Origin of the sequence: Candidatus Borkfalkia ceftriaxoniphila (genome assembly GCF_004134775.1) — a bacterium.
GTDB lineage: Bacteria > Bacillota > Clostridia > Christensenellales > Borkfalkiaceae > Borkfalkia > Borkfalkia ceftriaxoniphila.
The window spans coordinates 526,917-549,820 of sequence record NZ_SDOZ01000002.1 but is presented as its reverse complement, the minus strand read 5'-3'; the positions used below and the strand labels follow the sequence as shown (position 1 = coordinate 549,820).

Genomic DNA, 22,904 nt, shown 5'->3' with positions numbered 1-22,904 from the left:
ATGAAGAAAATATGTCTGTTTTCGGGCACGAGCGAGGGAAGAGAACTCGCGTTCTCGCTCGCGCGGTACGAGGCGGAACTGATTGTATGCACGGCGACCGGATACGGCGGAAGTCTGAGCGCTTCCCCGCGTGCGCGCGTCTGTGCCGGCGAGATGGATTGCTCCGAAATGGAGCGCTTTTTCGAAAGAGAAAAGTTTGACTGCGTGATCGACGCGACCCATCCGCACGCCCGCGCGGTCACGCAAAATATCCGCGACGCCGCGTCCGCGGCGAACGTGAAATGTTTCCGCGTACTGCGCGGTTTGCCCGCGCCCGACAGCGACGCCGTTTGCGTGCGCAGCGCGTCGGAAGCGGCGGCATACCTTTCCGCGCGAAACGGGCGTATTTTTCTCACGACGGGCAGCCGTTCGCTCGCCGCGTTCGCAGAATTGGCGGATCGGATCGTCGCGCGCGTGCTGCCGCGGTCGGAATCTTTGCGGGAATGCGAGGCGATCGGGCTGACGCCCGCGCAGATCATTGCCATGCAGGGGCCTTTCAACGAAAAAGAGAACGATTTTTTGATGGAGCGTTATCCGTGCGAATGGCTCGTGACAAAACAGGCGGGACAGCGGGGCGGTACGGATGCGAAGATCGCGTCCGCCAAGCGCCGCGGTATGGGCGTCGTTCTGATCTTATCGCCTGAAACGGAAGGGGAATCTCCGTCCGCCGTCCTTCAAAAAGTGGTGCGGGAATATAAATTGGCAAGGAGAGAACAAAATGGAATTTAAAACGGCAGTATATAGCGAAGAGGCGCGCAGCCGCGCGTATAAGCGTTGGGATTCCATCGCCAAGCCGCTCAAAGGTATGGGAATGTTTGAAGATACGATCGCGCAGATCGAGGGTATGCCCGCGGCGCATATCGGCAACAAGCGCTGCGTGCTCGTGTTCTGCGCGGATAACGGCGTGGTCGAGGAGGGCGTTACGCAGACGGGCAGCGAGGTGACCGCGGCCGTTGCGGGAAATATGGCGTCGGGCAACGCCACGGTGTGCAAGATGGCGAAAGTCGCGCGCGCGGACGTGTTCCCCGTCGATATCGGAATGCTCCGCCCCGTCGAGGGCGTGCGCGACGTGCACGTTTTGCGCGGAACGGGCAATTTTTACCGCACGCGCGCCATGTCGCGCGAGGATTGCGAAAAGGCGATCATGACGGGCGCTTCGCTCGTGAAAGAACTGCACGCGAAGGGCTATTCGATGATCGCCACGGGCGAAATGGGCATCGGCAACACCACCACGGCGAGCGCGGTGGCTTGCGCCCTGCTCGGCGCCGAGCCCCGTTATCTCACGGGCAAGGGCGCGGGGCTGTCCGACGCGGGCTTACGGAGGAAGATCGAGGTCATCGAGCAGTCGCTCGCGCGCCTGAACCCCGATAGCGGCGACGCGGTCGACGTGCTGTCCAAAGTCGGCGGGCTGGATATCGCGGGCATGTGCGGCGCGTTCATCGGCGGCGCCGAAGCGGGGATCCCCGTCTTGATCGACGGCGTCATCTCGGCGGTCGCGGCGCTGTGCGCGGCGAATATCTGCCCCGCGAGCAAAGATTATATGATCGCGAGCCATATGTCGGGCGAGCCCGCGGCAAAATTCGTGTTCGAAAAACTGGGCATACGGGCGCCCATCTGCGCGAATATGGCGCTCGGCGAAGGCACGGGCGCGGTCGCGCTCATGCCGCTTCTGGATATGGCGTATGCCGTCTACGGCGGTATGCTCGCCTTTTCCGACGCGGGCATCGAGGAGTACAAGCCGCTGTGATCGCGCTGTTTACGGGCGGGAGCGGCAGCGGCAAGTCTGAAATGGCGGAAGCGTTCGCCTGCCGCCGCGCCGAGGGCGGAAAACTGTATTACTTCGCCACCATGCGCGTGTGGGGGGAAGAGGGCAGGGCGCGCGTCGAAAAGCACCGCCGCCAGCGCGAGGGCAAGGGCTTTGAAACGATCGAGTGTCCCGACCGCCTGCCGCGCGGGATCGCGGGCGGCGTCATCCTGCTCGAATGCCTTTCCAACCGACTCGCAAACGCCATGTTCGGAGAAAACGAACCCGACCCCGTCGGCGTGATTTTATCGGAGATAGACGCGCTCGCGCGCGAGAACGATCTCGTCGTCGTTACGAACGAGATTTTCTCCGACGGCGCGCAATACGACGCGGAAACGGCGAAATATATTGAAAATCTGGGGATTCTGAATCAAGAACTCGCACGGCGGGCGCAGATATTTGCGGAGAGCGTGTATTCTCTGCCCGTCGTGCACAAGGGAGCGCTGGAATGAGATCGATCTTGAACGGGCTGCTCATCGCCCTGTCCATGTATTCCAAAATACCCGTGCCGCAGGCGGAATGGAACGAGCGCAATATGCGCTATGCGTTTTGCTTTTTTCCGCTCGTCGGCGCATTGATCGGCGGGATCGGCTACGGTCTGTACTATCTTTTCGACTTTCTCGCCTTTCCGCCCCTGCTCGTTGCGGCGTGCGTCACTGTATTGCCCGTGCTCGTTACGGGCGGCATCCATCTGGACGGATTCTGCGACACGTTGGACGCCGTCTCTTCCCGTCAGCCGCGCGAGAGGAAACTGGAAATATTGAAGGATTCGCACGCGGGCGCTTTCGCGATCATCTGGTGCGTCGTCTATTTCGTCGCGTACTTTGCGGCGGCGGGCACGCTCACGCTCCAAACGTATGCGGTTTTTGCGCTCGCCTATCCGTTAGAACGGGCTTTGAGCGCTCTTTCCATCATGAATTTCCGTTCGGCAAAGGAAGGGCTTGCCTCCACGTTTAAAAATTCGGGCAGCCGCGCGGCGGTGAGCGTCGTGTGCGCTTTATGGCTGGTCGCCGCGGCGGCGGGCTGTATCCTGCTTTCTCCCGTGCTCGGCGCGATCGTGATCGGGTGCGGCATCGCGGCGTATCTTCTGTGCATCGCCGTCATTTTCAAAACGTTCGGCGGTATGTCGGGCGACCTCGCGGGCTGGCTTTTGCAAGTCATCGAACTGGTCATGCTTCTCGCCGCCGCGATAGGAGGGTTTTATCTATGCTGACGCTTGTCATCGGCGGCAGGTCGCAGGGGAAAATTGAATTTATCCGAACACAATTCGGTCTGTCGGACGCGGAAATCGTTTCCGCCTCGCAAATTGACGCGTATCCTTCCGCGCGCGCGCTCGTGCATCTGGAAGAACTCGTCAGAGAGCGCGGCGGCGCGGCGCTCTCCGCTTTGGAAGAATGGCTCGCGTCGGAGGATCGGATCGTATGCTGCGACGAAGTGGGGCTGGGCGTCGTGCCCGTCGATCGCGCCGAGCGGGAATACCGCGACGAGGTGGGCAAAACGTTGTGCGCGCTTGCCGCGCGTGCGGAACGGGTGTACCGCGTCATCGCGGGCATAGGGCAGAGGATCAAATGAACGACCTGTATTTTATCCGCCACGGCAAAACGGCAGGCAACGAACAAAAACGTTATATCGGCCGCACCGACGAACCGCTCTCCGCGCTCGGACGGGCGGAACTTGCGGAAAAAGACGCGCCTTTCGCGGAAATCGTCGCCGTATCGCCGCTTGTCCGCTGCGTTGAAAGTGCGAAAATTTTATACCCGCACGCAAAGCAATTCGTCGTCAACGGTTTTCGCGAATGCGATTTCGGGGATTTCGAGGGGAAAAATTACGCGGAACTTTCGGACAATGCCGACTATCAGGAATGGATAGACTCGAACGGAACGCTTCCTTTTCCGCACGGAGAGCAACCGCTCGCCTTCCGCGCGCGCTGCGTCGAGGCTTTCGGCGATTTCGCGAACACTCTCCGCAACGGGCAGAGCGCCGCGCTCGTCGTGCACGGCGGCACGATCATGGCGATCCTTTCCGCCCTCGCTTTGCCGAAAAAAGATTTTTACGATTGGCATATCGGAAACGGACAGGGAGTCGCCGCCGTCTGGAACGGCAGAACGCTCGCCGTCGGGGGCGCGTTATGGCAGTAACTTTATTGCGGTTTACTTTTTATTCGGTTCTGATAGGCTTTGTCATCGATCTTTTCGTCGGCGATCCGCGCCGCTTTCCGCACCCGATCATCGCCATCGGCAAGTTCATTTCCCTTTGCGAACGCGCTTTTCGGAAAATTTTCCCCAAAACGCCCGCAGGCGAAACCGCGGGCGGCGCGTGCATGGTCGTTTGCGTGTGCATCGTTTCGGCGGGCGTGCCTGCGGGACTTTCGGCGCTGTGCTTTTGGCTCAGCCCCTATGCCTATCTTGCTCTCTCCTCACTGTTTTGCTGGCTCGTCCTTGCGGCGCACAGCCTGCGTAAGGAGAGCATGAAAGTGTACAAAAAATTCAAGGAAGGGGACGTGGAGGGCGCGCGCTTTGCCGTTTCGATGATCGTAGGCAGAGATACGGGCACGCTCGACGAAAAGGGGATCGCCCGCGCGGCGGTGGAAACGGTCGCGGAAAACACGTCCGACGGCGTCGTCGCGCCGCTGCTGTTCCTGTTTCTGGGCGGCGCGGTCGGCGGATTTCTGTATAAGGCGGTCAATACGATGGACTCGATGGTCGGCTATAAAGAGAACGGCTATCTGTATTTCGGAAAGGCCGCGGCCCGCACCGACGACGTGTTCAACTATATCCCCGCGCGCCTTTCGGCGCTGTTCATGCTTTTGGCGTCGGTCGTCTTACGGTATCGCCCCCGCAACGCGTGGAAAATCTGGCGGAGGGACAGGCGTAAGCACGCGTCGCCCAACTCCGCGCAGACGGAATCGGTGTGCGCGGGCGCTTTGGGGCTTCGGCTGGCGGGGGACGCCGTCTATCACGGCGTTCTGCACGAAAAACCGTACATCGGCGACGCGCTGCGCGAGATCGAACCCTTCGACATCGTGCGCGCCAACCGTTTGATGTACTGTACGGCGTTTGCCGCGCTCGTCGTCTTTGCGGCGATCGCCGCGCCCGTTCTGTTTTTAGCGATTTAGGAGTACGTATATGCGCTTTTTGCAAGATAAACACGGCGGAGATCCGCAGGCGGAAATTGATTTTTCCGTGAATATCAGCCCGCTCGGCATGAGCGGGACAGTGTTCGACGCCTGCGTTTCCGCCCTGCGGCGCGCCGACCGCTATCCCGACCCGTACTGCGCGGCGCTTCGCGCCGCTCTCTCCGTAAAAGAGTCCGTCCCCGCAGAAAATATTCTCGCCGGTAACGGCGCGGCGGAACTTATCTACGCCTATGCGGCGTCGCATGCGGGCGAACGGGCAGCGGTTTTGGCCCCCACGTTTTCCGAATATGCCAACGCCGTGCGCGCGTTCGGCGGAGAGGTCGGTTATGTTTTCGACTTTGCGGCGGCGGAACGGGCGGTTTGCGGCGGCGCAAAGACTGTGTTCGTATGCGCGCCGAACAATCCCGACGGCGCCATGCCCTCGCGCGGTGAGGTATTTTCCCTCGCAGACGCGTGCGCGGCGAGCGGCGCACGGCTGTTTCTGGACGCCTGTTTTTACGATTTCGTGGATGACCCCGAATTTTCTTTGACGGAATTATTTGCACTGCCAAACGTACTTGTTTTGCAGGCGCTCACCAAAAGTTGCGCGCTCGCCGGCGTGCGGTTGGGGTATCTGATGGGGGCGTCGGAAGAACTGCAACGAATTTCCGAAAAATCACAGCCCTGGAACGTGTCCTCGCTCGCGCAGGCGGCGGGCGCCGCGGCGGCTGTGGATCGGCGGTATTTCGGATTGCTGCGCGAAACGGTGCGTACCGAGCGCGCGTTTCTGGAAGACGCGCTGCGCCGCGCGGGATACGCGCCCTTCCCCTCGCGGGCAAATTTTCTTTTGTTCGAGGGAGAGGAGGATCTCGCCGCGCGGCTGAAAGAGCGCGGCATTGCCATACGCGACTGCGGCGATTTTGCGGGGCTGACGCCCGCGGCGGGAAAACGATACTATCGCATCGGCGTGCGGACGCACGCGGAAAACGAGGCGCTGCGCCGAGCGCTTTTGAAGGAGAAAGAGTGATGAAAGCCAAACCTATCATGATCCAGGGCACTATGTCCAACGCGGGCAAGAGCCTTACGGCGGCGGCGCTTTGCAGAGTGCTGAAACAGGAGGGACTGCGCGTCGCTCCTTTCAAGTCGCAGAACATGGCGCTCAATTCTTTCGTCACGAAAGAAGGATTCGAGATGGGCCGCGCGCAGGTCGTGCAGGCGGAAGCGGCGGGCAAAGAGGCGGACGTGCGCATGAATCCCGTTCTGTTAAAGCCGACGACGGACGTAGGCTCACAGGTCGTCGTACTCGGCAAGTCCGTCGGAAATATGTCCGCGCGCGACTATTTTGCGTATAAAAAAACGCTGATGCCCGCCGTTATGGAGGCATACGAGGGACTTGCGGCGGAAAACGACGTCATCGTCATCGAGGGCGCGGGCAGTCCCGTCGAACTCAATTTAAACGACAACGATATCGTGAATATGGGGCTCGCTTCGCGTTTGAACGCACCCGTGCTGTTGGTGGGGGATATCGACCGCGGCGGCATCTTTGCCCAACTTTGCGGCACGGTTTCGCTGCTGTCCGATCGGGAACGCGCGCTTGTCAAAGGACTTCTCGTCAACAAATTCCGCGGCGACGTTACCCTCTTTTCGGAGGGCGCGAAACTGCTTGAAACGTTATCCTCAAAACCCGTTCTGGGCGTAGTGCCTTACTTTTCATTGGACATCGACGACGAAGACAGCCTTTCCGAACGCTTGCAGGCAAAGGGGAAGGGCGAGGGGATCGACGTTGCCGTCCTGCGCCTCCCGAAACTTTCAAACTTTACCGATTTTGCGCCGTTTGAGCGATCGAAAGGGTGTTCGGTCCGCTATGTTTCCCGCGTTTGCGAGTTCGGCGCGCCCGATCTGGTCGTTCTCCCCGGCACAAAGAGCACCATAGAGGATCTGCGGTTTTTAAAATCGAGCGGACTTGCGGAGCAAGTCGTAGCGGCGGCGCACCGAGGCGTGCCCGTGTTCGGCGTATGCGGCGGATTTCAGATGCTGGGCAAAAAAGTCGCCGACCCTTTCGGCTGCGAATGCGGCGGCGAGGAGGAGGGACTTGGGCTTCTTCCCCTGGAAACGGTGTTCGGCCGCGAAAAGTGCCTGCGCGAAACGAAAGGCGTGATCGGCGGGCTTTCGGGCGTGTTTTCCTGCCTGAACGGGCAAAATTATACGGGCTACGAGATCCATATGGGGCAGTCGGGCGAACACGCGGCAATCGTAAACAGCGGCTGCGTGTACGGCACTTATGTGCACGGCATTTTCGACGAAGCGGGAACCGCCGCGAAAATTGTACAGGCTCTGGGCGGTGCGCCCGTCGAGGACGAAGACGCGCGGGCGGTCAAGGAAAAAAATTACGACGAACTGGCTCGGCTGTTCCGCGGGAGCGTGGATATGAAAAAGGTAATGGAGATCATCGAACATGGCGTCTGATAAAACTATTTCGGAAACGGGACTCGTACACGTTTACTGCGGCGACGGAAAAGGCAAGACGACGGCTGCGATCGGGCTGTGCGCGCGCGCCGCGGGCAGCGGAAAAAAGGTACTGTTCGTACAGTTTTTCAAGGACGGTAGTTCTGCGGAAAACGTATCTTTGCGTTCTCTTGCGAACGTGGAAACCATGCACGAGCCGCGCTATTTCGGCCGCGTTGTCAATATGGGGCAGGCAGAATTTTCTCTGTGCCGCAGCGCGTATTCCGCCCTGTTCGAAAGAGCGCTGCGCCGCGCAGCGGAGGAGAACTTTGATCTACTGGTGCTGGACGAGGCGGTTTCCGCCTGCAATCACGGCGCGATCGACGAAAAGCAACTTCTGGGTTTTCTGAAAGCCCGCCCTGCGGGGCTGGAAGTCGTGCTCACGGGAAGAGACCCCTCCCAAGCGCTCATGGAAGCGGCGGATTACGTCACGGAAATGAAAAAATTCAAACACCCTTTCGAATCGGGGATCGCTGCACGCCGCGGCATCGAGTTTTGAACGGAAATCTGCAATATATTCGACAAATTTCTGAGAAAAAAGCGAAAATATTTTATAGAATTATTGACTTTGTATCAGATTTATGATAAGATTGTGATATCTGAAATTGTAAAAAATTGGTAATATTTATTCCATATATACGCCATATACACATTTTGCGGAAAGAAAAGGGCGCCCTTTTCTGCGTTTTTCTATGAAAAACGCAGAAATCATATTTATAAGCCTCACGCGGAAAATAAAAATTGAAAATTGTATAAAACGAAATAAAAAACGGAGGGTGGTTTATGGAAGTTTTGATCGTCGTGATCTGTACTTTGTTCGTCGCGGGCATCGCCGCCGCGCTCGTTTACAAAGCGGTGACGATGGCAAAGGAGATGAAAAAGTACAGGCAGGAACTCGAAAAAATCCGTGATAACGACAAATATCTTCTCGATATCGTGCAGGAAGGCAAGACTGTCCGCATCGAGTGCAAGGACGTCAACACCGAAAACGTGGAACTGATCGCAGAGGATAAGGAGGGGTAAATTTATGAATATGGATTTATTTTACGTCGTTATCAGTTGCATTTTTGTGTTCCTGCTCATCGTGGGAGTGATCATGATGGCGATCGATTCGCGCATGGACTATAAGCGGAAAAGGGCGATCGCGCAGAAAATAGAGGACGGCCGCGGTATGCGGCTGGAAAGCGACGACCTCGTTTTGAAAGTGGTAGACGGAAAAGTGGAGATCCTCGAAGACGTGCCGTATTCCGAATTGGCCGCCGCGGCGTCGCCCGCGTCGGATACGGAAACCGCGCCCGTCGTGCCTGTGTCGGAAACCGAGGAAGTGCTGGAAGAACTCGTCAGCCGTTACGGTGAGATCACGGAAAACAGCATCATTTTCCAAAAGAGCAAAAACCTCACCTTTGCGGATAAGTACAACGCGCTCGAAGAAAACGCGCGCGCCCGTTACGACGAGTTTATGGCGTATATCCTCTCCAAACCCGATTGCCGCAAGAGCGAATCTTCCGTCGGGGTCACAGTGAAGAACAAAACGGACAAAATGCTTTCGGTAACGATCAAACGCGGCGTCGTGGAACTGAATTTCATGCTGACGAACAGCGAACTCAATCGTCTGGTGCGCGCGGAGGGGATCAAGGATATCAAGATAAAACCCGTGGTCATCCGTCTGGAGGACGATACCGATCTGCGGCTCGCCAAGCAGACGGCGGATATCACGTTGGAACATCTTGCGGAGGAACAGCAGTACCGCAAGGAAAAGAAAAAGGAATTGCGCCGCAAACGCAACCAAGAAATGCGTGCCGCGGCAAACAAAACATTATAAAAGACAAGGAGAAATGTTTATGGAAAACAATCGTTTCGGAAAGTCCGGCGTGAAAAACAAAACGCGCCGCGCTTTCACCATCACGGAACTTGTCATCGTGATCGCCGTTATCGCGATCCTTGCGGCAGTCCTGATTCCCACGTTTTCAAGTGTGATCAAGAACAGCAAGAAATCGCATGACGAACAGTATGTCAAGGAAATCAACGTCGCGCTTTCCGCATACAAAGGCGAAACGGGCATGGCTCCCGAAGATTACGAGGGTCTTATGCTCGTTCTGAAAGATTACGGTCTGACGGATGAAAGCAATCCCTTCCTGCTCGCCACGGCGCTCAAACAGGAAAACGCTTACATAGTGTGGTATCCCAACGCCAACTCGGTCATGCTTATTTCGGAAGATACCGACAATCTTATGGTCACGTTCACGTCCTCCATCGGTTTGGGCAACGGTGTTTTCGTGCTCGACAGCCTGGGTAACACGTCCACGCTCGGCTACGCCCTCTGCACGAACGGCGAGTATAACTACGTGGCGCAGTTATATTATGACTTTTACGTGACCTGCGGCGGCGATATTACAGAATTTATCACTTCCGGCTCGTACGACGCTGCGGACATCAAGCAGAATATCGGCAATCAGGCGTGGGCAAACAGCATTATCGCCTCGCTCAAAAACCAGCAGCAAGGTTACAGCCACTCGGCGAAAATAGAGGCGAGCATCACCGAACAGTTGAAGACCTCCAACTCCGCGACGATCGATATCGGCGAGATCACGTCGGGCGCCACCGATTCCGTCAAGGTGCAGCAGGCCGTCCGCTCATCGCTGGCGACGCTCGCGACCATGGCAAACGCGGACGACCAGGCGGAAAAACTCGCCAAAAAGACGGTCAAATTTGCCGACGTGGAAGACGTCGAAGTCGATATGTCGGGCGTACAGACGACGGCGATCGGCCTTACGTACCGCAAAGAGATCAAGGAAGCGTCCATCGCCAACAACACGCCCTCTTCGTTTTCGACCGATTTCGGCGGCATGACCATCAAAAATTTCGAAGTGAAGGAAAACGACTTCGTTGCGTCGGGTTCCGAATGGCAGACTGCGGCGGATAACGGATATTCCGGTCCTGCCTACTGCTTTACGTACGGCCTGTTCGGCACGCTCTATGCGAAACCCGGCGAAACGGTCACCGTATCCAACCTCACCGTAAAGGACGTCAATGTGAACCTCAACGGCGCGACCGAAACGATCGGCGGACAGAAAGTCGCTGCCATTTCCGATATGGCGGGCATCATCGCGGGCTATACGCAGGGCAACGTGACCTTTAAAAATATCACGGTGGACGGCTCCTCTGTGGAAGGCGAAAAAGGTTCGTTCTCCGGCTACGACGGCGTTGCCGCCATCGTCGGCAGATGCTACGGCGCTACGCAGAATGCGTCGGATAACAATACCGTTCTCATTGAGGACTGCCATATTTCCGATATTTCCATTTACGGCCAGCGCAGGGCTTCGGCGTTCGTCGGCTACTTCGGTGTGGGCGCGAATATTTCCATCAAAGACAGTTCCGTGAAAAACGTGGATATCACGGTAGAGAGAAGAGACGGCGGCGCTCTGTACACTGGGCTTTTCGCACACTCGCCCGCAGGAAACCACACTCTTACCGTGGACGGCGTTACGGCGGAAAACGTGACGACTTCGGTTAAATTTTACGATACAAACAGTAATCTGGTAGATTTGGAAGATCTCGCGTCAGGGAGCAATCTCGCCCGATATTATTATGTGGAAGAAAACGGTGCGAAAGTCCTGTTGATGTGCTCTTCTGCCACGGATAAAAACGACTTGCGCGAAACGGGCAACGGTTTTACTTTGAACGGCAAAAAAGTAAACATCGGAGCGGTCAACAAACCCGGCGAAGTTTCTTTCGCCGCATAACAAGCCATAAAGCCGCCGCACCGTTGCTGCGCGGCGGAAAAACGGCTGTTTTTGCGGTGAACGGCCATATAAAAACAATTTAAGGAGAAAAGGATATGTTAAAAAAAATGAAAAAGGCATTTACGATCACAGAACTCGTGATCGTGATCGCAGTCATCGCGATCCTCGCCGCGGTACTGATCCCCACGTTTACGCACGTTGTCAATAACGCAAAAGTTTCCTCGGCGATGCAGACGTGCAGAAACGCACTCACCGATTATCTCGCGCTCGTCGGCGGCGACGATGATCCCGATAACGACGACGCCACGGGCATGGTCTTCGTGTCCGACGGCTATGCGTTCGTGTATCTCAACAGCGCTTTGCAGCAGATCGGCGATGTTGATAATCTCGCGGTCATTAAAAACGATACTGGAGATATTTCGAAGTTGAAAGCGACTGTAGGCATTACTTTTACAGGTACTTTCGAATCGACGATTACCATTCAATTCGGCGACTCGGACGAAGGAAATAAAACAATCACGAAGACTATGTTTGATGCGGAAGAGGGAAAACATAATGCGCAGAATCTGTATTTTTACGCAATTACTCTCAACAATACGCGTTATTCCGGTTATTTCACGTATGAGGCGGGGGAATCTCCAGTTCTGCAGTTACAGGGCGCAACGTATTCGTATACCTGTGGCTATATCAGTCAACAAGGCGGCGATTTGAAGGTTACGGCCGCTTAACAAAGTCATAAGACTTTTGGGAAGCACCGCGCTCAAAAAGTCGGAAACGGTCTTTGAATGAAAGAGGGACTCTGAATAAGACGTCCCTCTTTTGGTAAATTCGGCGCGTCCGATTTTTTTATGAACGGGGACATTACGGGAAAATGCGATATGAGATCGTTATCAAAAAAATATTCGCGGGCGTTTACGCTGTACGAACTGGTCATTTCTATCGTACTGTTCGCGCTGGTCGCGTCGCTCGTCATAACTTTCATCACGTATATGTCGGCGTTCAGCGAGAAAAACAGCGCCTCCACCCAGCGGGTGCGCGAACAACTCGCTCTGCGCAAGGAGATCGATTTTTGGTTTTCCGCGTTCGATGCCGAAAATTATACGCTTTCTCTCGAACGCGACGGGAACAGGCTGCTGCTCGCGTCGGATCGTGAAACGGGCGAATCGTACTCCGTGACGGAAGAAGTTTCCGACGACGGCATAAAAACTTTCGTCTTTACCTACCCGTCTGTCACGGTCGTCGGGGAAGATGTGATAACCGGCCGCGTGAAATGTTCGCATATCTCCGCCGTCTATTTCACCGTGTATCCCGAAATGCCTGTATTCACGCTTGGCGAGGGCGAAAAGTCGCTCCGCTTTACCATAAATACGATCGTCAAGCCCGCGATGTATGCTTGCGACATCGTCTATTCATAAGGTGATACCATGAAAATTTCTTTAACGGATTTTTCTTTGTCGGACCTGAAACAGAAGCCGCCCTCCAAGCGCGCGCTGCATATCGTGGTGGGGTTCGACTGCGTGTATAAACAGGTGCGTATCCTGCGCCTTTTCGGTCTGGATTTTCAAAACGCCGTCGTGCAGGAATTTCCCTATGCGAGCCATTTTTTATCGGAAGAGTTTCTGACGGAGTTCAAAAGTATTTTCGAAGAATATTTCAAGACGCTGCCCACTTCCCGCCAACTGATGTGTTACCTCGTCCTGCCCGATAACGCCGTGGCTATGGACGACGTTTCGCTGCCCTCCATGAAACAATCGAAACTGCTCGCCGCGCTCACGGCGCATTTGCAGAACGAATACAAAAATTACAAGGATCTGCAGTTCAATCATTACCTTGCGGGCGGAAACCGCCAATACGTCACGTTCTTTCTCACGATCGTCCGCAAAAATTATCTGACGAATCTTTTCCGCTGCATGGCGATCAACCGCTTGTATTCCAAAACGGTTTCGTATTCGGCGAACTGTATGCTCAATTCGGTCATGCAGTTCAGGCCGAATTTCCGCAAGCGTTCCTTTATCCTGTTGGACATCAAGGCGGAATATACACGCGTGGCGATCTGCGTCAAAGGCAAAACCGCGGGTTATGCGCATTTCATGCTCGGCCTCGTGCATCTGAAAGACGACAAGGTATTGCAGGAAAATATGCAGTACGACCACGACGTGGCAGATCTTGCCATCATCAACGCGAAGGAACGCGCGAAAATGAAGTCGCTTACCGTGGACGAGATCCCGGAAGATCTGGCGGACGTTGCGGACAGCGTCACCGAACAACTGATCGCGGGCATGAATCTGAACGAAACGGACGCAGCCGTTTCCGAAGTGCTGGCCGAAACGGCGGGATCGAGGCCGCAGGTGAATCCGCTCGCCTCCGCAGTGGAAAGCATCGTCGCCGAAAAGGAAGAAGAGGCGGACGAGTTCGACGAGGAACAGGCCGAGGAAGAACGGCGCGAACGGCTGATGAAAGAAATGCTCGAAGCGCGGAAGAAAAAGGTGTTCGCGCGCAAAATGCCCAAGCGTCTGCCGAAATTCATGCTGCGCCCCGTACCCGAAGAACCCGAGGGGATCATGTACGAAAATTTCCGTATGTTTATCAAATGGGCGCTTTTGTATAACGCGCAGTTAAAGCGGCAGGAATATCTGCCGAAAATGGAGTGCGTGGCGGTCAATCTTCCCGCAGAGTATGCTTTTCTGATCGACAGGGCGAACGCGGAGGAGGAAAAGAGCGAACTTCCGTTCGAGTACCTCGGCGATCTCGGCAACGAAAACGTCGGCGGCAACCTCGATCTCGTGGGCGCGCTCTATACTGGCATATATAACAAGAGGCAGAATTTTTAATGGATATGCGTCGGAAAAAAGGGTATTCTCTCACGGAGGTCATCGTGTCGATGGCGCTCATCGTGCTGGTGTCCGTCACGGCGTTTATGGTGTGCTACGTGGGCATAAATGCCGAAAATAATTCGGATACGAATATGCAGATCTTTTCTTCGGCGGAAACTTTCCGCAAGTGTTTCGAACATACTTTAAGACAGTTCGGCAAAGGGGAAAACGAGGAAGAAAAGGACGCGTTTTTGGAAGGCTTCAACGATGCGGTGTCCTTTTCTTTCGGCGCGGATATTTCGGAGCCGTTCGCGAACGAAACGCTTCTCGGGGGCGAATGGAAGATCTCTGCGCCCGCGGCGAATACGGGGTTCCGCGACGACGGCACGCCGAAAAACGGCCTCAGCGCCTATTATTACGGCGCGGACCGCGCGGGCGCCACGTACGCCTTCGAATACGAGGCGTTCGCCGCTCTCTCGCGCGTGCTGTGCAGGATAAATCTGCGCTCGAACGTGTATTACGTCACGATCGAGGGTTATCTCGCCGGTTCCGAAAAGGCGGCGTATCTTTATACGGAGCAATATTGAAATGATAGGCGGCAAAAGGGGACTGACGATAGAATACGTGCTCGTGATGATGGCGCTCGTGGCGGCGTTCATCGTGCTCGTGCTCACAACGGTTTCGCTCACGTCCGAGAGGGCGGGCGCGTACCGCGAATATATTGAGCGCAAAGCGCTGCTCGACGACATCGGGCAGAGTTTTATCGACGCCCGCCTCGCGGGCGAAACGCCCGATCTCGACGCGTTTTCCGATAACGAAGAAAATTTTCAATGGATCGTCAGCGGCGACTCGCTGATCGTAAAGTCGCTGAAAAAGATAGAACTGGTGGTGGAGTTGGCGCGTGTAGACGGCGCGCTCAAAGTGGTCGTCTACCGCTACGGCGTGCTGTGATATGGAAAGGTTTTATTTCTGGGTGACGTTTGTCCTTTTTGCGGTGCTCGGTCTGATGATCGGAAGTTTTCTGAACGTGGTCGTCTACCGCCTGCCGCGGGGCATGAATCTGGCAAAACCCGCCTCGCATTGCACGTCTTGCGGACATAAACTCGCCTGGTACGACAATATTCCCGTATTTTCCTATCTCTTTCTGAGAGGAAAGTGCCGATACTGCGGCGCGGCCGTATCTCCCCGCTATATTCTGGTGGAAACGGCGAACTGCGCGCTGTGGTGCGCCGCCGCGCTGGTGTTTTATCCGCGGGGCGTCGCGTATACGGCGTCGTGCGCGCTGGCGCTCTCCGTATTGCTTTCGGCGGCGTGTTGCGACGGGGAAAATATGTTCATTCCCGACAGCCTGCAAGTCGCGCTCGCGCTGTGCGCCCTTGCGGCGCTCTTTGCCGACCCCGTAACGGACTGGCGGGATAAACTGATCGGCGCGGCGGTGAGCGGAGGATTTTTTCTGTTTTTTTATCTGATCTCTTTCCCTATGTTCGGGCGCGAAGGGCTGGGATTCGGAGACGTCAAGTTGATGGCGGGCGCGGGGCTGCTGCTCGGATGGAAAAATTCTTTCGTTGCCATCGGTTTCGGCGTGCTTTGCGCGCTTGTCGCGATCGGGGCGAAAAAGTTCGTTTTCCGCAGGGCGTGTTCTCTCTATGACGGCGCGGAGGAATTCGCGTTCGCGCCTTATCTCGTCGCGGGCGTTGCGTTCGCTCTGTTTGCGGGCGACGCTGTCCTGAACCTGTATTTGTCACTCTTTTTGTAAAGGAAGGTCATTCTTGAAAAAGTATAAATATACGGCGATCAATCTGGATAAGAAAAAATTTACGGGAGTGTTCCTCGCAGAGGACGAACAGCAACTCGCCCGCCGTCTTGCGGAGCAGAGCCTGTATCTCGTCAAGGCGTCCCCGATCAAAAAAACGACCGCAAGCACCTTTTTTTCCGCGAGCGGTAAGGTCAGCGCGAACGAACTTGCCACGTTTTGCCGTCAGTTCGCCATTATGGTGACGACGGGCATTCCCATCGTGGATGCGCTGGGGATATTGAAGGCGCAGTCCTATTCGGGGCTGTTGAAAAAAACGCTGGAATTCGTATTCGAGGACGTAAAGAGCGGCTTGCTCTTGTCGCAGTCGCTCGAAAAACACAAAAAGATATTTCCGCAGTTTCTGCGGTCCATGATCTATGTGGGCGAAATATCGGGCGCGCTCGATAAAATACTCGTCACGCTTGCGGACTATTTCGAAACGGACGCCCGCATCAAAAAAAAGACGAAAAGCGCCATGATCTATCCGATCATACTCATTTTTATGGCGGTCGGCATCATCGTGCTCATGGTCGCATTCATCATACCGACTTTTATGGACGCGCTTTCCTCGCTGGATATAGAGATGCCCGCGCTCACGATGGCGCTGTATAATATGAGCGTCGCGTTTCAGGAGAACTGGAAAAAGATCGTGTTGATCGTATTGGGCGCCGTGCTGACCATATTTTTGCTGCTGCGCACGAAAAAAGGCAAAGACGTTTTCGATACGTTCAAACTGAAAGCGCCCGTCATCGGCAAGATCACGACCGACCTCGTCACCGCGCGTTTCGCGCGCGCGTTCGGTCTGCTCATCGACGGAGGCATGGACGTTGTGGAATCGATGGAAACGGTTCAGATCGTTCTCGGGAACAGATACGTCGAAAAGCGGTTCAAAGCGGCGATAGAGGACGTGCGCCAGGGCATGAGCCTGACGGTGGCACTCGATTCCTACAAATTATTCCCGCCCCTTATCATACAGATGATCGCCGTAGGCGAGCGCACAGGCTCGCTTGCCGAGGTGCTGATCCGTTCCTGTCCGTTCTTTGACAACCAGGCGGAAACGGCGCTTTCCTCCATCATGACCGTATTGCAGCCGATCATCCTCGTCATCATAGGCGGCGCGGTCGGCGTGCTGTTTTATGCCATCTATTCGCCTTTGCTACAAGTCATGCAGGGTTTCGGAGTGTGATTTATGGACATCAATTATGAACTTTTACAGTATTACGCCTACAAAAAGATCATCAAGCGCAAGCAGATCAAGTCCATTTACGACGAATGCACCCGTTTAGGCGTGCCGATCGAAAGTTATATGCAGGCAAAGGCCTATTGCACCGAGGTAGAGGCGCTGCCCGTACTGGGGGAATTCTACTGCCTGCCCTATACGGAAGTGGATATGCTCGACATCGATAAATCGCTCATCGAAAAATTCGAGTATTCTTTCATGAAAAAACATAAATTTCTGCCCGTGTCGCTCAACCGCAACGGCGTGTTGCTCCTGGCGGTCGGCCGTCCGCTCGACACGCACGCGCAATCTGTCATCGCGGTGGAGTTCACCTGTGACATGGATTTTATCCTCGTGCCGCCCACGCAGATAGATATCTATATCGACTCTATCGTGGCGGTCATCTCCACCACGAAAGCGCTGGGAGATTTGCAGGACGCGGGCGACCGCGACGTGATCGACCGCGTGATGACCGGCGGTATAACCGTAGTGGACAGCGTGGACGACGTCATCAACAATCCGTCCGTGCGGTTGGTCGATTCGATCATACGGGAAGCCATTCCCTTCAAGGCGTCGGATATCCATATAGAGCCTTTCGAGCGCACGGTCAAAGTGCGCTACCGTATCGACGGCGATCTGCAACTCCGCGTGGAGTTCCCGATAGAATCGTATTCGGCCATCTGCGCGCGGCTCAAGATCATGTCGGGCATCAATATCGCGGAGAGGCGTATCCCGCAGGACGGCCGTATCGGCATGAGTATCAACGGCACGGAATACGACTTCCGCGTATCCACGCTGCCCACCGTCTACGGCGAAAAGTTCGTTATCCGTATTCTCGACAAAACGTCGTTCAACTTCACGCGCACCGAACTCGGATTCACGAACGAGGAAAACGTCGTCATCGATAAAATTCTGGCGCATTCCTACGGCATCGTCCTGCTGACGGGGCCGACGGGATGCGGAAAATCGACGACGCTGTATTCGTTTTTAAAAGAGATAAATAAACCGACGGTCAACGTCATCACCATAGAAGATCCCGTGGAATATACCATGCACGGGGTGAACCAGGTGCAGGTCAACGCCAAGGCGAATTTAACTTTCGCCTCCACGCTGCGCAGTATTCTCCGACAGGATCCCGATATCATCATGGTCGGGGAGATCCGCGACGAGGACACGGCGGAGATCGCCGTCCGCGCCGCGATCACGGGGCATCTGGTCTTTTCCACGTTGCACACCAACGACGCGCCCGGCGCCATCATCCGCCTGGAAGATATGAAAGTGACCGATTACCTCGTGGCGGACGCGCTGGTGGGCGTCATCGCGCAGCGGCTTGTGAAAAGGCTTTGCCCCGCCTGCAAAAAGCGAGGCAAGACCAACGAGACCGAAATGAAGATTTTAGGGATAGAGGAGCCCGTTTCCGTCTTCCGCCCGCAGGGATGCCAGTTCTGCGCGGGCACGGGCTATAAAGGGCGCGTCGCCGTGCACGAGATCATGTATATGAGCGAACGGCTCAGATCTGCCGTGACTGCGGGCAAGCCGCTCGAACAACTGAGGAAGATCTCCGAAGAAGAGGGCATGGTCGGGCTTTGGGACAGTTGTAAAAAACTCGTACTCAAAGGCGTTACGGATATCGCCGAACTTATGGGATTATACGACGATTGATCGCAAATATCGCCGAATAAATAAATGCAGCAAGGAGGATCGATTATGAAAAAAATCTCCAAAACGACCTGTGAACAGGGTCTTAAATCGATGATATTCATCGCTATTTCATGTTTTGTGCTCTTTTTACTGAGCGTTTTCGAGGTGCTCGAAGTGCAGCGCGCTACCTGGTATCTCATACTGCTTCTCGCCGTGCTGACTGCGGTGCAATGGGCGGCGGCCGTCCTCGTCCTGAATTTCCGTTCGGACGAAATCGGCGAAAATACCGATATGCGGAAAAAAGACTGGCTTTTCACGTTTATACCCGCGGCGGCGGGTTTGGCGTTGCTGATCGTACTGTACGCGTCGCTCCGCGGGGTACCCTTTTTCACGATAGAGGGGAAAAACGTCCTTCTGTCGCTGCTCGTTCTGCTCGGCGGCACGGGGCTTTGTTACCTCTTTGATTACGCCTATATCACGGCTACGAAAAAGCACGTCGTGCAGACGACGACGGTGAAGATCGTCAAAAAGGAAAAGGCGGAAAACCCTAAAAAACAGGCGAGCAAAGAGGATAAAAGGGAAGCCGGAAAACTCGACCCCGAAACGGCGGTGTTCCCCGACCTCGTCTCCATCGACAAAAGATTTTTGCTCGAACCGTATGCTCCCGCGCCCTCGGCGGAGGTGAAACTGCACGAACTCTGTTCGGGTTTCAACGCCTATCTCGAAAGCAAGGGAATGTTTTATACCATGGAAACGCTGCGCGCTTTTGTCGGCGGACTGGCGTGTTCGCGCTTTATGATTTTAGAAGGGCTTTCGGGTACGGGCAAGACTTCGCTGCCCAAATATTTTGCGGAATACTGCGGCGCCAACGTCTGCTTTACGTCCGTGCAGGCCTCATGGAAAGACCGCAGCGACGTGTTCGGGTATTATAACGACTTCGTGGGAAAGTTTAAAGAAACGCCCTTTCTCCGCGCGCTGTACGAGGCGAATTACCAAACGGACGAGATCCATCTCATGGTGCTCGACGAGATGAACCTTTCGCGCATAGAATATTATTTTGCGGATTTCCTGTCCGTGCTGGAACTCGATGAAAGTCAATGGAAGATAGAACTTATGCCTGTTTCCACGGGCGGCGCGCTGCCCAAAAAACTGGTGGACGGCTGTTCGGTCGCCATTCCGCAAAACGTGTGGTTCGTGGGTACGGCGAACAAGGACGATTCCACCTTTACCGTGACCGATAAGGTATACGACCGCGCGATCGTCATCGACTTTTCGCAGAGAAAGGAAGCGAACGTTTTAAAACGCCGCGTGCCGCAGATCCACCTCGGCGCGGATAAATTGCAAGCGCTGTTCGCGGAGGCGTTCGCCGACCCCGCCTATAATTTAAAGCGCGCGGAATATGAAAAGTTTTCCGTCCTCACCGATTTCGTGCTGGATGCTTTCGACATCAATTTCGGCAACCGTATACTGAACCAGATCGTCCGGTTCGTACCCGTGTACGTTGCGTGCGGAGGCACGTCGGCCAAGGCGCTCGATCTGATGTTTTCGCGCAAAGTTTTGAGAAAACTCGAAGGCAAATTCGACGACGGTATCAAGGCAAATCTCGTCAAACTGGAAAAACTCGTGCTCGACGAATACGGCAAAACGGAATTTTCTTCCACGCTCGAAACGATCGCACGTCTTAAAAGGAAATTGATCTGATGTCTTTCGTTGCGCTTGAAAAGTTCAATAAACAATTCGAAAACGGCGGCAAGAGGACGGTGAGCGAACTTTTGCGGCTGGAAAAAGAGGGGCGTTTTGCCTTTTATATGCCCGATGCGGACGACGTCGACGCGGATATGCTCGCCGACAGGGTGGGGAAATGTCTGCCGAATATCTGCGAGATCGTTTCCTCCCCCTATGTGGTGCTGAAAAGCGAATATAAACAGGTCCGCACCGAGTTGGCGGCGGGGCTCACTCCGCACGGGATACGCTCTACGGTGAAGGATCCTAAACTATGGAAAAAAAAGGACGGCAGGCTCCGCCCCGAATTCGTTTACGCCAAGACCAACGAGGACGAATACGACATTTATGAAAACAGAATGGTAAAATCGCTGATCGACCGCGTGGTGCGTTTTCTCGACGCGCCGATGGAACGTGCGAAAAGCGGGGTGAAAAATCTCTATCAGTCGTATTTCCAAAGCGCCGCGTTGAGTAAGATCGACCTCGTGAAACTGATGGATAAAGACCTTTTTACAACGAGCGACGGCCGTTCTTTCGAGGATTACAAAAAACTTTACTATCTTCGTGCGAAATTTTCCCAACTGCGCAGCAGCGCTTTTTATAAGATCATGTCGGGCTGTCCCGCGTTTGCGGGACAGCCCGAGGCGACGAATCTTTTCGTGCATAATAAAAATTACAACGCCTGTTTTTGTCTTTGGCGTTTTTTGGACGAATGCGGCGCGGGCAGTCTGCTTTCCGAAGATCAGATCAAATCGGTCTATGCGGCGTTCATATCGCTCGCAATGATCGGCATTTATGTACGTTTCGGTTTTCAGATCGTAAATGACGTCGGTATCGGACGCATAGACGAGGATTTTTCGCTGCAAGGTTACGAGTTGGAAAACGATCTTTTCAAAGTGATCGTTTCCGCTTCCGTAAAAAAGGCGGAGATCGTCGTGCAATGTAAAAAGACCAGAACGCAGCAGACTACGGCGATAAATTTTCATACCGACGTTTCTCAGCCGCCCTCTGAGGAGGAACACTTTACCGTCAGTCTGTATCGCACCGATTACAGCGATTGCGCCGCCTGCGTGGTGCCTGGCAATAAAAATTCCCTCAAAGACCTTGAATCCATCGTGCGCTGTACGGTATTCACTTTTGAAACGGAACCCGGGATCTACGACAGGATGTGCCTTGTCTGCGGGAGTCCCATGGTCGAAAATAAAAAATATTTTTATCAGTGCGAGGACTGCGGCGCCGTATATTCGTTCATTGAAAAAAATCTCGTATGGCTCAACCGTTTCAGCGTGCTCGGCAAAAAAGATATTTAAAGTAAAAGCGGTCAAAATCGATTGATTTTGACCGCTTTTTGCGCACCGCAAGCCCTGTTGCTTTACTTCATAAAATCGATGTCAACGTTACCGTTGTTGCAATTCACGGTCAACGTTTTATCGCCGCCGTCTTTGTTTACTAAATTGCTTTCTCCTTTTTTGATCGTAACTTTAATCGTATAATCATCACAACCGCCTGCACAGGGATACTTCAATGGAGATATAAAATCCAGATATTTCTACAAGACAACTGAAAACAGGTTGATATTTGCATTGATTAAAATAGAATGTCCTTTATATTTGCGCAAATTCTCTAAATAATAAGTAAATCCGAACCAATCACTTTTGATGAGTAAAAAGTTCGGATTATACTTTTTTGGCGCAAATACTTGTCTATGCCAAGCACACGCCACGGTGCCAAAAGGTTGTTTTCCCTCTGAAATATTTGGAAAAATTATCGTATTGTAGTATAATAACAAAAAAACATACTCGGAGAAAAATGATGGCAACTGACACGAATAATAAAACTGAAACACTTTATACGTTATATATATTGACTTGTATCGCAAACAATAAACGATATATAGGTATCACAGATAAAGATCCTCAATTGCGCTGGAAGGGTGGTGATGGATATAGAACTAATTTTGAATTATATACAGATATTCGTAAATATGGATGGGAAGAAGGTTTCAAACATGAAATAGTTTCTACAAATCTTACATTAGAAGAAGCTAAAGAAGCAGAGAAAGTTTTTGTTAAAACATATGATACTCAAAATCAAGAGAAAGGCTATAACCATAGGGGCGGAGGAATTTGCTATGGTGGAAATAGACCTCGCGGAAGTATCGGTGAAAAATTAAAGTTATTGCGTAAAAATAAGCATTATACACAAGAAAAGGTTGCGGAAGACTTAGGATTAGTGCGAGCAACAATATCAAATTATGAAGTTGGACGCAGGGTTCCGAGTATGCCAGATTTACAATTGTTTGCTCAATATTATGGTGTCGATTTTGGATATTTTGGAGTAAGCGCAACAGATCCTGACTTTGAATTAAATACAAGAATTATTGAATATTTCAAAAATGAAGCCATAAGTATTGAAGAAAAAATTGCATTATTTAATGATATTATTTTGGCATATACCAAATATATAATAGAAGACGAGGAATAATAGCAAATGATATTTATTAAACAA

Annotated in this window: 24 protein-coding genes; all 24 read left to right on the top strand. The window is 53.7% G+C overall.

Annotation, left to right across the window (positions count from 1 at the left end; genetic code table 11):
• The 24 genes from cobK (at position 1) to ESZ91_RS02640 (ending at position 22,880) form a co-directional block, all read left to right on the top strand.
• Positions 1-768, top strand: a complete 768-nt coding sequence (cobK, locus tag ESZ91_RS02755) for a precorrin-6A reductase (protein WP_161971017.1) — start codon at positions 1-3, stop codon at positions 766-768.
• Positions 758-1,786, top strand: coding sequence for a nicotinate-nucleotide--dimethylbenzimidazole phosphoribosyltransferase (cobT, locus tag ESZ91_RS02750; RefSeq protein ID WP_129223898.1), 1,029 nt, complete (start codon positions 758-760; stop codon positions 1,784-1,786). Before cobK ends, cobT begins: the two co-directional genes overlap by 11 nt.
• The gene (locus ESZ91_RS02745) at positions 1,783-2,295 is read left to right on the top strand and encodes a bifunctional adenosylcobinamide kinase/adenosylcobinamide-phosphate guanylyltransferase (protein WP_129223896.1); all 513 of its coding nucleotides are present in this window, start codon (positions 1,783-1,785) and stop codon (positions 2,293-2,295) included. The genes cobT and ESZ91_RS02745 overlap by 4 nt, the downstream gene beginning before the upstream one ends.
• Positions 2,292-3,056 (top strand): adenosylcobinamide-GDP ribazoletransferase, encoded by a 765-nt coding sequence (locus ESZ91_RS02740; protein ID WP_129223894.1) that lies wholly within the window; start codon positions 2,292-2,294, stop codon positions 3,054-3,056. Before ESZ91_RS02745 ends, ESZ91_RS02740 begins: the two co-directional genes overlap by 4 nt.
• Positions 3,050-3,415 carry a bifunctional adenosylcobinamide kinase/adenosylcobinamide-phosphate guanylyltransferase gene (locus ESZ91_RS02735; RefSeq protein WP_129223892.1) on the top strand — a complete coding sequence of 122 codons (366 nt, stop codon included), beginning with the start codon at positions 3,050-3,052 and terminating at the stop codon, positions 3,413-3,415. Before ESZ91_RS02740 ends, ESZ91_RS02735 begins: the two co-directional genes overlap by 7 nt.
• The gene (locus ESZ91_RS02730) at positions 3,412-3,981 is read left to right on the top strand and encodes a histidine phosphatase family protein (protein ID WP_129223890.1); all 570 of its coding nucleotides are present in this window, start codon (positions 3,412-3,414) and stop codon (positions 3,979-3,981) included. The genes ESZ91_RS02735 and ESZ91_RS02730 overlap by 4 nt, the downstream gene beginning before the upstream one ends.
• Complete coding sequence (gene cbiB / locus ESZ91_RS02725; RefSeq protein WP_129223888.1) at positions 3,972-4,958, top strand: adenosylcobinamide-phosphate synthase CbiB; 987 nt, start codon at positions 3,972-3,974, stop codon at positions 4,956-4,958. Before ESZ91_RS02730 ends, cbiB begins: the two co-directional genes overlap by 10 nt.
• 10 nt (positions 4,959-4,968) lie before the next feature.
• Positions 4,969-5,985, top strand: a complete 1,017-nt coding sequence (locus ESZ91_RS02720; RefSeq protein ID WP_129223886.1) for a pyridoxal phosphate-dependent aminotransferase — start codon at positions 4,969-4,971, stop codon at positions 5,983-5,985.
• A complete protein-coding gene (locus tag ESZ91_RS02715; RefSeq protein WP_129223883.1) occupies positions 5,985-7,424 on the top strand; it encodes a cobyric acid synthase in 1,440 nt (479 codons plus the stop codon). The genes ESZ91_RS02720 and ESZ91_RS02715 overlap by 1 nt, the downstream gene beginning before the upstream one ends.
• Positions 7,414-7,962, top strand: a complete 549-nt coding sequence (locus tag ESZ91_RS02710) for a cob(I)yrinic acid a,c-diamide adenosyltransferase (protein ID WP_129223881.1) — start codon at positions 7,414-7,416, stop codon at positions 7,960-7,962. Before ESZ91_RS02715 ends, ESZ91_RS02710 begins: the two co-directional genes overlap by 11 nt.
• 284 nt (positions 7,963-8,246) lie before the next feature.
• A complete protein-coding gene (locus ESZ91_RS02705) occupies positions 8,247-8,486 on the top strand; it encodes a hypothetical protein (RefSeq protein ID WP_129223879.1) in 240 nt (79 codons plus the stop codon).
• Positions 8,487-8,490: 4 nt separating this feature from the next.
• A complete protein-coding gene (locus tag ESZ91_RS02700) occupies positions 8,491-9,285 on the top strand; it encodes a hypothetical protein (RefSeq protein WP_129223877.1) in 795 nt (264 codons plus the stop codon).
• Between the two features lie 19 nt (positions 9,286-9,304).
• Positions 9,305-11,206, top strand: coding sequence for a type II secretion system protein (locus tag ESZ91_RS02695; RefSeq protein WP_161971016.1), 1,902 nt, complete (start codon positions 9,305-9,307; stop codon positions 11,204-11,206).
• A gap of 95 nt (positions 11,207-11,301) precedes the next feature.
• On the top strand, positions 11,302-11,934 hold the full coding sequence (locus tag ESZ91_RS02690) for a type II secretion system protein (RefSeq protein WP_129223872.1): 633 nt from the start codon (positions 11,302-11,304) through the stop codon (positions 11,932-11,934).
• 150 nt (positions 11,935-12,084) lie between these two features.
• On the top strand, positions 12,085-12,621 hold the full coding sequence (locus ESZ91_RS02685) for a PulJ/GspJ family protein (RefSeq protein ID WP_129223870.1): 537 nt from the start codon (positions 12,085-12,087) through the stop codon (positions 12,619-12,621).
• A 9-nt stretch (positions 12,622-12,630) separates the two neighbouring features.
• Positions 12,631-14,037, top strand: coding sequence for a hypothetical protein (locus tag ESZ91_RS02680; protein ID WP_129223868.1), 1,407 nt, complete (start codon positions 12,631-12,633; stop codon positions 14,035-14,037).
• Entirely contained in the window at positions 14,037-14,606 is a 570-nt protein-coding gene (locus ESZ91_RS02675) for a prepilin-type N-terminal cleavage/methylation domain-containing protein (RefSeq protein ID WP_129223866.1), read from the top strand. Before ESZ91_RS02680 ends, ESZ91_RS02675 begins: the two co-directional genes overlap by 1 nt.
• Position 14,607: 1 nt before the next feature.
• A complete protein-coding gene (locus ESZ91_RS02670; RefSeq protein ID WP_129223864.1) occupies positions 14,608-14,970 on the top strand; it encodes a hypothetical protein in 363 nt (120 codons plus the stop codon).
• Position 14,971: 1 nt separating this feature from the next.
• On the top strand, positions 14,972-15,775 hold the full coding sequence (locus ESZ91_RS02665) for a prepilin peptidase (RefSeq protein WP_129223862.1): 804 nt from the start codon (positions 14,972-14,974) through the stop codon (positions 15,773-15,775).
• Between the two features lie 13 nt (positions 15,776-15,788).
• Positions 15,789-17,000: a type II secretion system F family protein gene (locus ESZ91_RS02660; RefSeq protein ID WP_129223860.1), complete on the top strand. Its 1,212-nt coding sequence runs from the start codon at positions 15,789-15,791 to the stop codon at positions 16,998-17,000.
• A gap of 3 nt (positions 17,001-17,003) precedes the next feature.
• Positions 17,004-18,695 carry a GspE/PulE family protein gene (locus ESZ91_RS02655; protein WP_129223858.1) on the top strand — a complete coding sequence of 564 codons (1,692 nt, stop codon included), beginning with the start codon at positions 17,004-17,006 and terminating at the stop codon, positions 18,693-18,695.
• Positions 18,696-18,740: 45 nt separating this feature from the next.
• Positions 18,741-20,375 carry an McrB family protein gene (locus ESZ91_RS02650; RefSeq protein WP_161971015.1) on the top strand — a complete coding sequence of 545 codons (1,635 nt, stop codon included), beginning with the start codon at positions 18,741-18,743 and terminating at the stop codon, positions 20,373-20,375.
• Positions 20,375-21,706 (top strand): DUF2357 domain-containing protein, encoded by a 1,332-nt coding sequence (locus ESZ91_RS02645; protein WP_129223854.1) that lies wholly within the window; start codon positions 20,375-20,377, stop codon positions 21,704-21,706. Before ESZ91_RS02650 ends, ESZ91_RS02645 begins: the two co-directional genes overlap by 1 nt.
• A 499-nt stretch (positions 21,707-22,205) precedes the next feature.
• Positions 22,206-22,880, top strand: a complete 675-nt coding sequence (locus ESZ91_RS02640) for a helix-turn-helix domain-containing protein (protein ID WP_129223852.1) — start codon at positions 22,206-22,208, stop codon at positions 22,878-22,880.
• Positions 22,881-22,904: the final 24 nt, after the last annotated feature.

Excerpts from the sequence above, each read along its gene's own strand:
- cobK (WP_161971017.1), top strand. The coding sequence starts at position 1 with ATGAAGAAAATATGTCTGTTTTCGGGCACGAGCGAGGGAAGAGAACTC.
- cobT (WP_129223898.1), top strand. The coding sequence starts at position 758 with ATGGAATTTAAAACGGCAGTATATAGCGAAGAGGCGCGCAGCCGCGCG.
- ESZ91_RS02740 (WP_129223894.1), top strand. The coding sequence starts at position 2,292 with ATGAGATCGATCTTGAACGGGCTGCTCATCGCCCTGTCCATGTATTCC.
- ESZ91_RS02735 (WP_129223892.1), top strand. The coding sequence starts at position 3,050 with ATGCTGACGCTTGTCATCGGCGGCAGGTCGCAGGGGAAAATTGAATTT.
- ESZ91_RS02730 (WP_129223890.1), top strand. The coding sequence starts at position 3,412 with ATGAACGACCTGTATTTTATCCGCCACGGCAAAACGGCAGGCAACGAA.
- cbiB (WP_129223888.1), top strand. The coding sequence starts at position 3,972 with ATGGCAGTAACTTTATTGCGGTTTACTTTTTATTCGGTTCTGATAGGC.
- ESZ91_RS02720 (WP_129223886.1), top strand. The coding sequence starts at position 4,969 with ATGCGCTTTTTGCAAGATAAACACGGCGGAGATCCGCAGGCGGAAATT.
- ESZ91_RS02715 (WP_129223883.1), top strand. The coding sequence starts at position 5,985 with ATGAAAGCCAAACCTATCATGATCCAGGGCACTATGTCCAACGCGGGC.
- ESZ91_RS02710 (WP_129223881.1), top strand. The coding sequence starts at position 7,414 with ATGGCGTCTGATAAAACTATTTCGGAAACGGGACTCGTACACGTTTAC.
- ESZ91_RS02705 (WP_129223879.1), top strand. The coding sequence starts at position 8,247 with ATGGAAGTTTTGATCGTCGTGATCTGTACTTTGTTCGTCGCGGGCATC.
- ESZ91_RS02700 (WP_129223877.1), top strand. The coding sequence starts at position 8,491 with ATGAATATGGATTTATTTTACGTCGTTATCAGTTGCATTTTTGTGTTC.
- ESZ91_RS02695 (WP_161971016.1), top strand. The coding sequence starts at position 9,305 with ATGGAAAACAATCGTTTCGGAAAGTCCGGCGTGAAAAACAAAACGCGC.
- ESZ91_RS02690 (WP_129223872.1), top strand. The coding sequence starts at position 11,302 with ATGTTAAAAAAAATGAAAAAGGCATTTACGATCACAGAACTCGTGATC.
- ESZ91_RS02685 (WP_129223870.1), top strand. The coding sequence starts at position 12,085 with ATGAGATCGTTATCAAAAAAATATTCGCGGGCGTTTACGCTGTACGAA.
- ESZ91_RS02680 (WP_129223868.1), top strand. The coding sequence starts at position 12,631 with ATGAAAATTTCTTTAACGGATTTTTCTTTGTCGGACCTGAAACAGAAG.
- ESZ91_RS02675 (WP_129223866.1), top strand. The coding sequence starts at position 14,037 with ATGGATATGCGTCGGAAAAAAGGGTATTCTCTCACGGAGGTCATCGTG.
- ESZ91_RS02670 (WP_129223864.1), top strand. The coding sequence starts at position 14,608 with ATGATAGGCGGCAAAAGGGGACTGACGATAGAATACGTGCTCGTGATG.
- ESZ91_RS02665 (WP_129223862.1), top strand. The coding sequence starts at position 14,972 with ATGGAAAGGTTTTATTTCTGGGTGACGTTTGTCCTTTTTGCGGTGCTC.
- ESZ91_RS02655 (WP_129223858.1), top strand. The coding sequence starts at position 17,004 with ATGGACATCAATTATGAACTTTTACAGTATTACGCCTACAAAAAGATC.
- ESZ91_RS02650 (WP_161971015.1), top strand. The coding sequence starts at position 18,741 with ATGAAAAAAATCTCCAAAACGACCTGTGAACAGGGTCTTAAATCGATG.
- ESZ91_RS02645 (WP_129223854.1), top strand. The coding sequence starts at position 20,375 with ATGTCTTTCGTTGCGCTTGAAAAGTTCAATAAACAATTCGAAAACGGC.
- ESZ91_RS02640 (WP_129223852.1), top strand. The coding sequence starts at position 22,206 with ATGATGGCAACTGACACGAATAATAAAACTGAAACACTTTATACGTTA.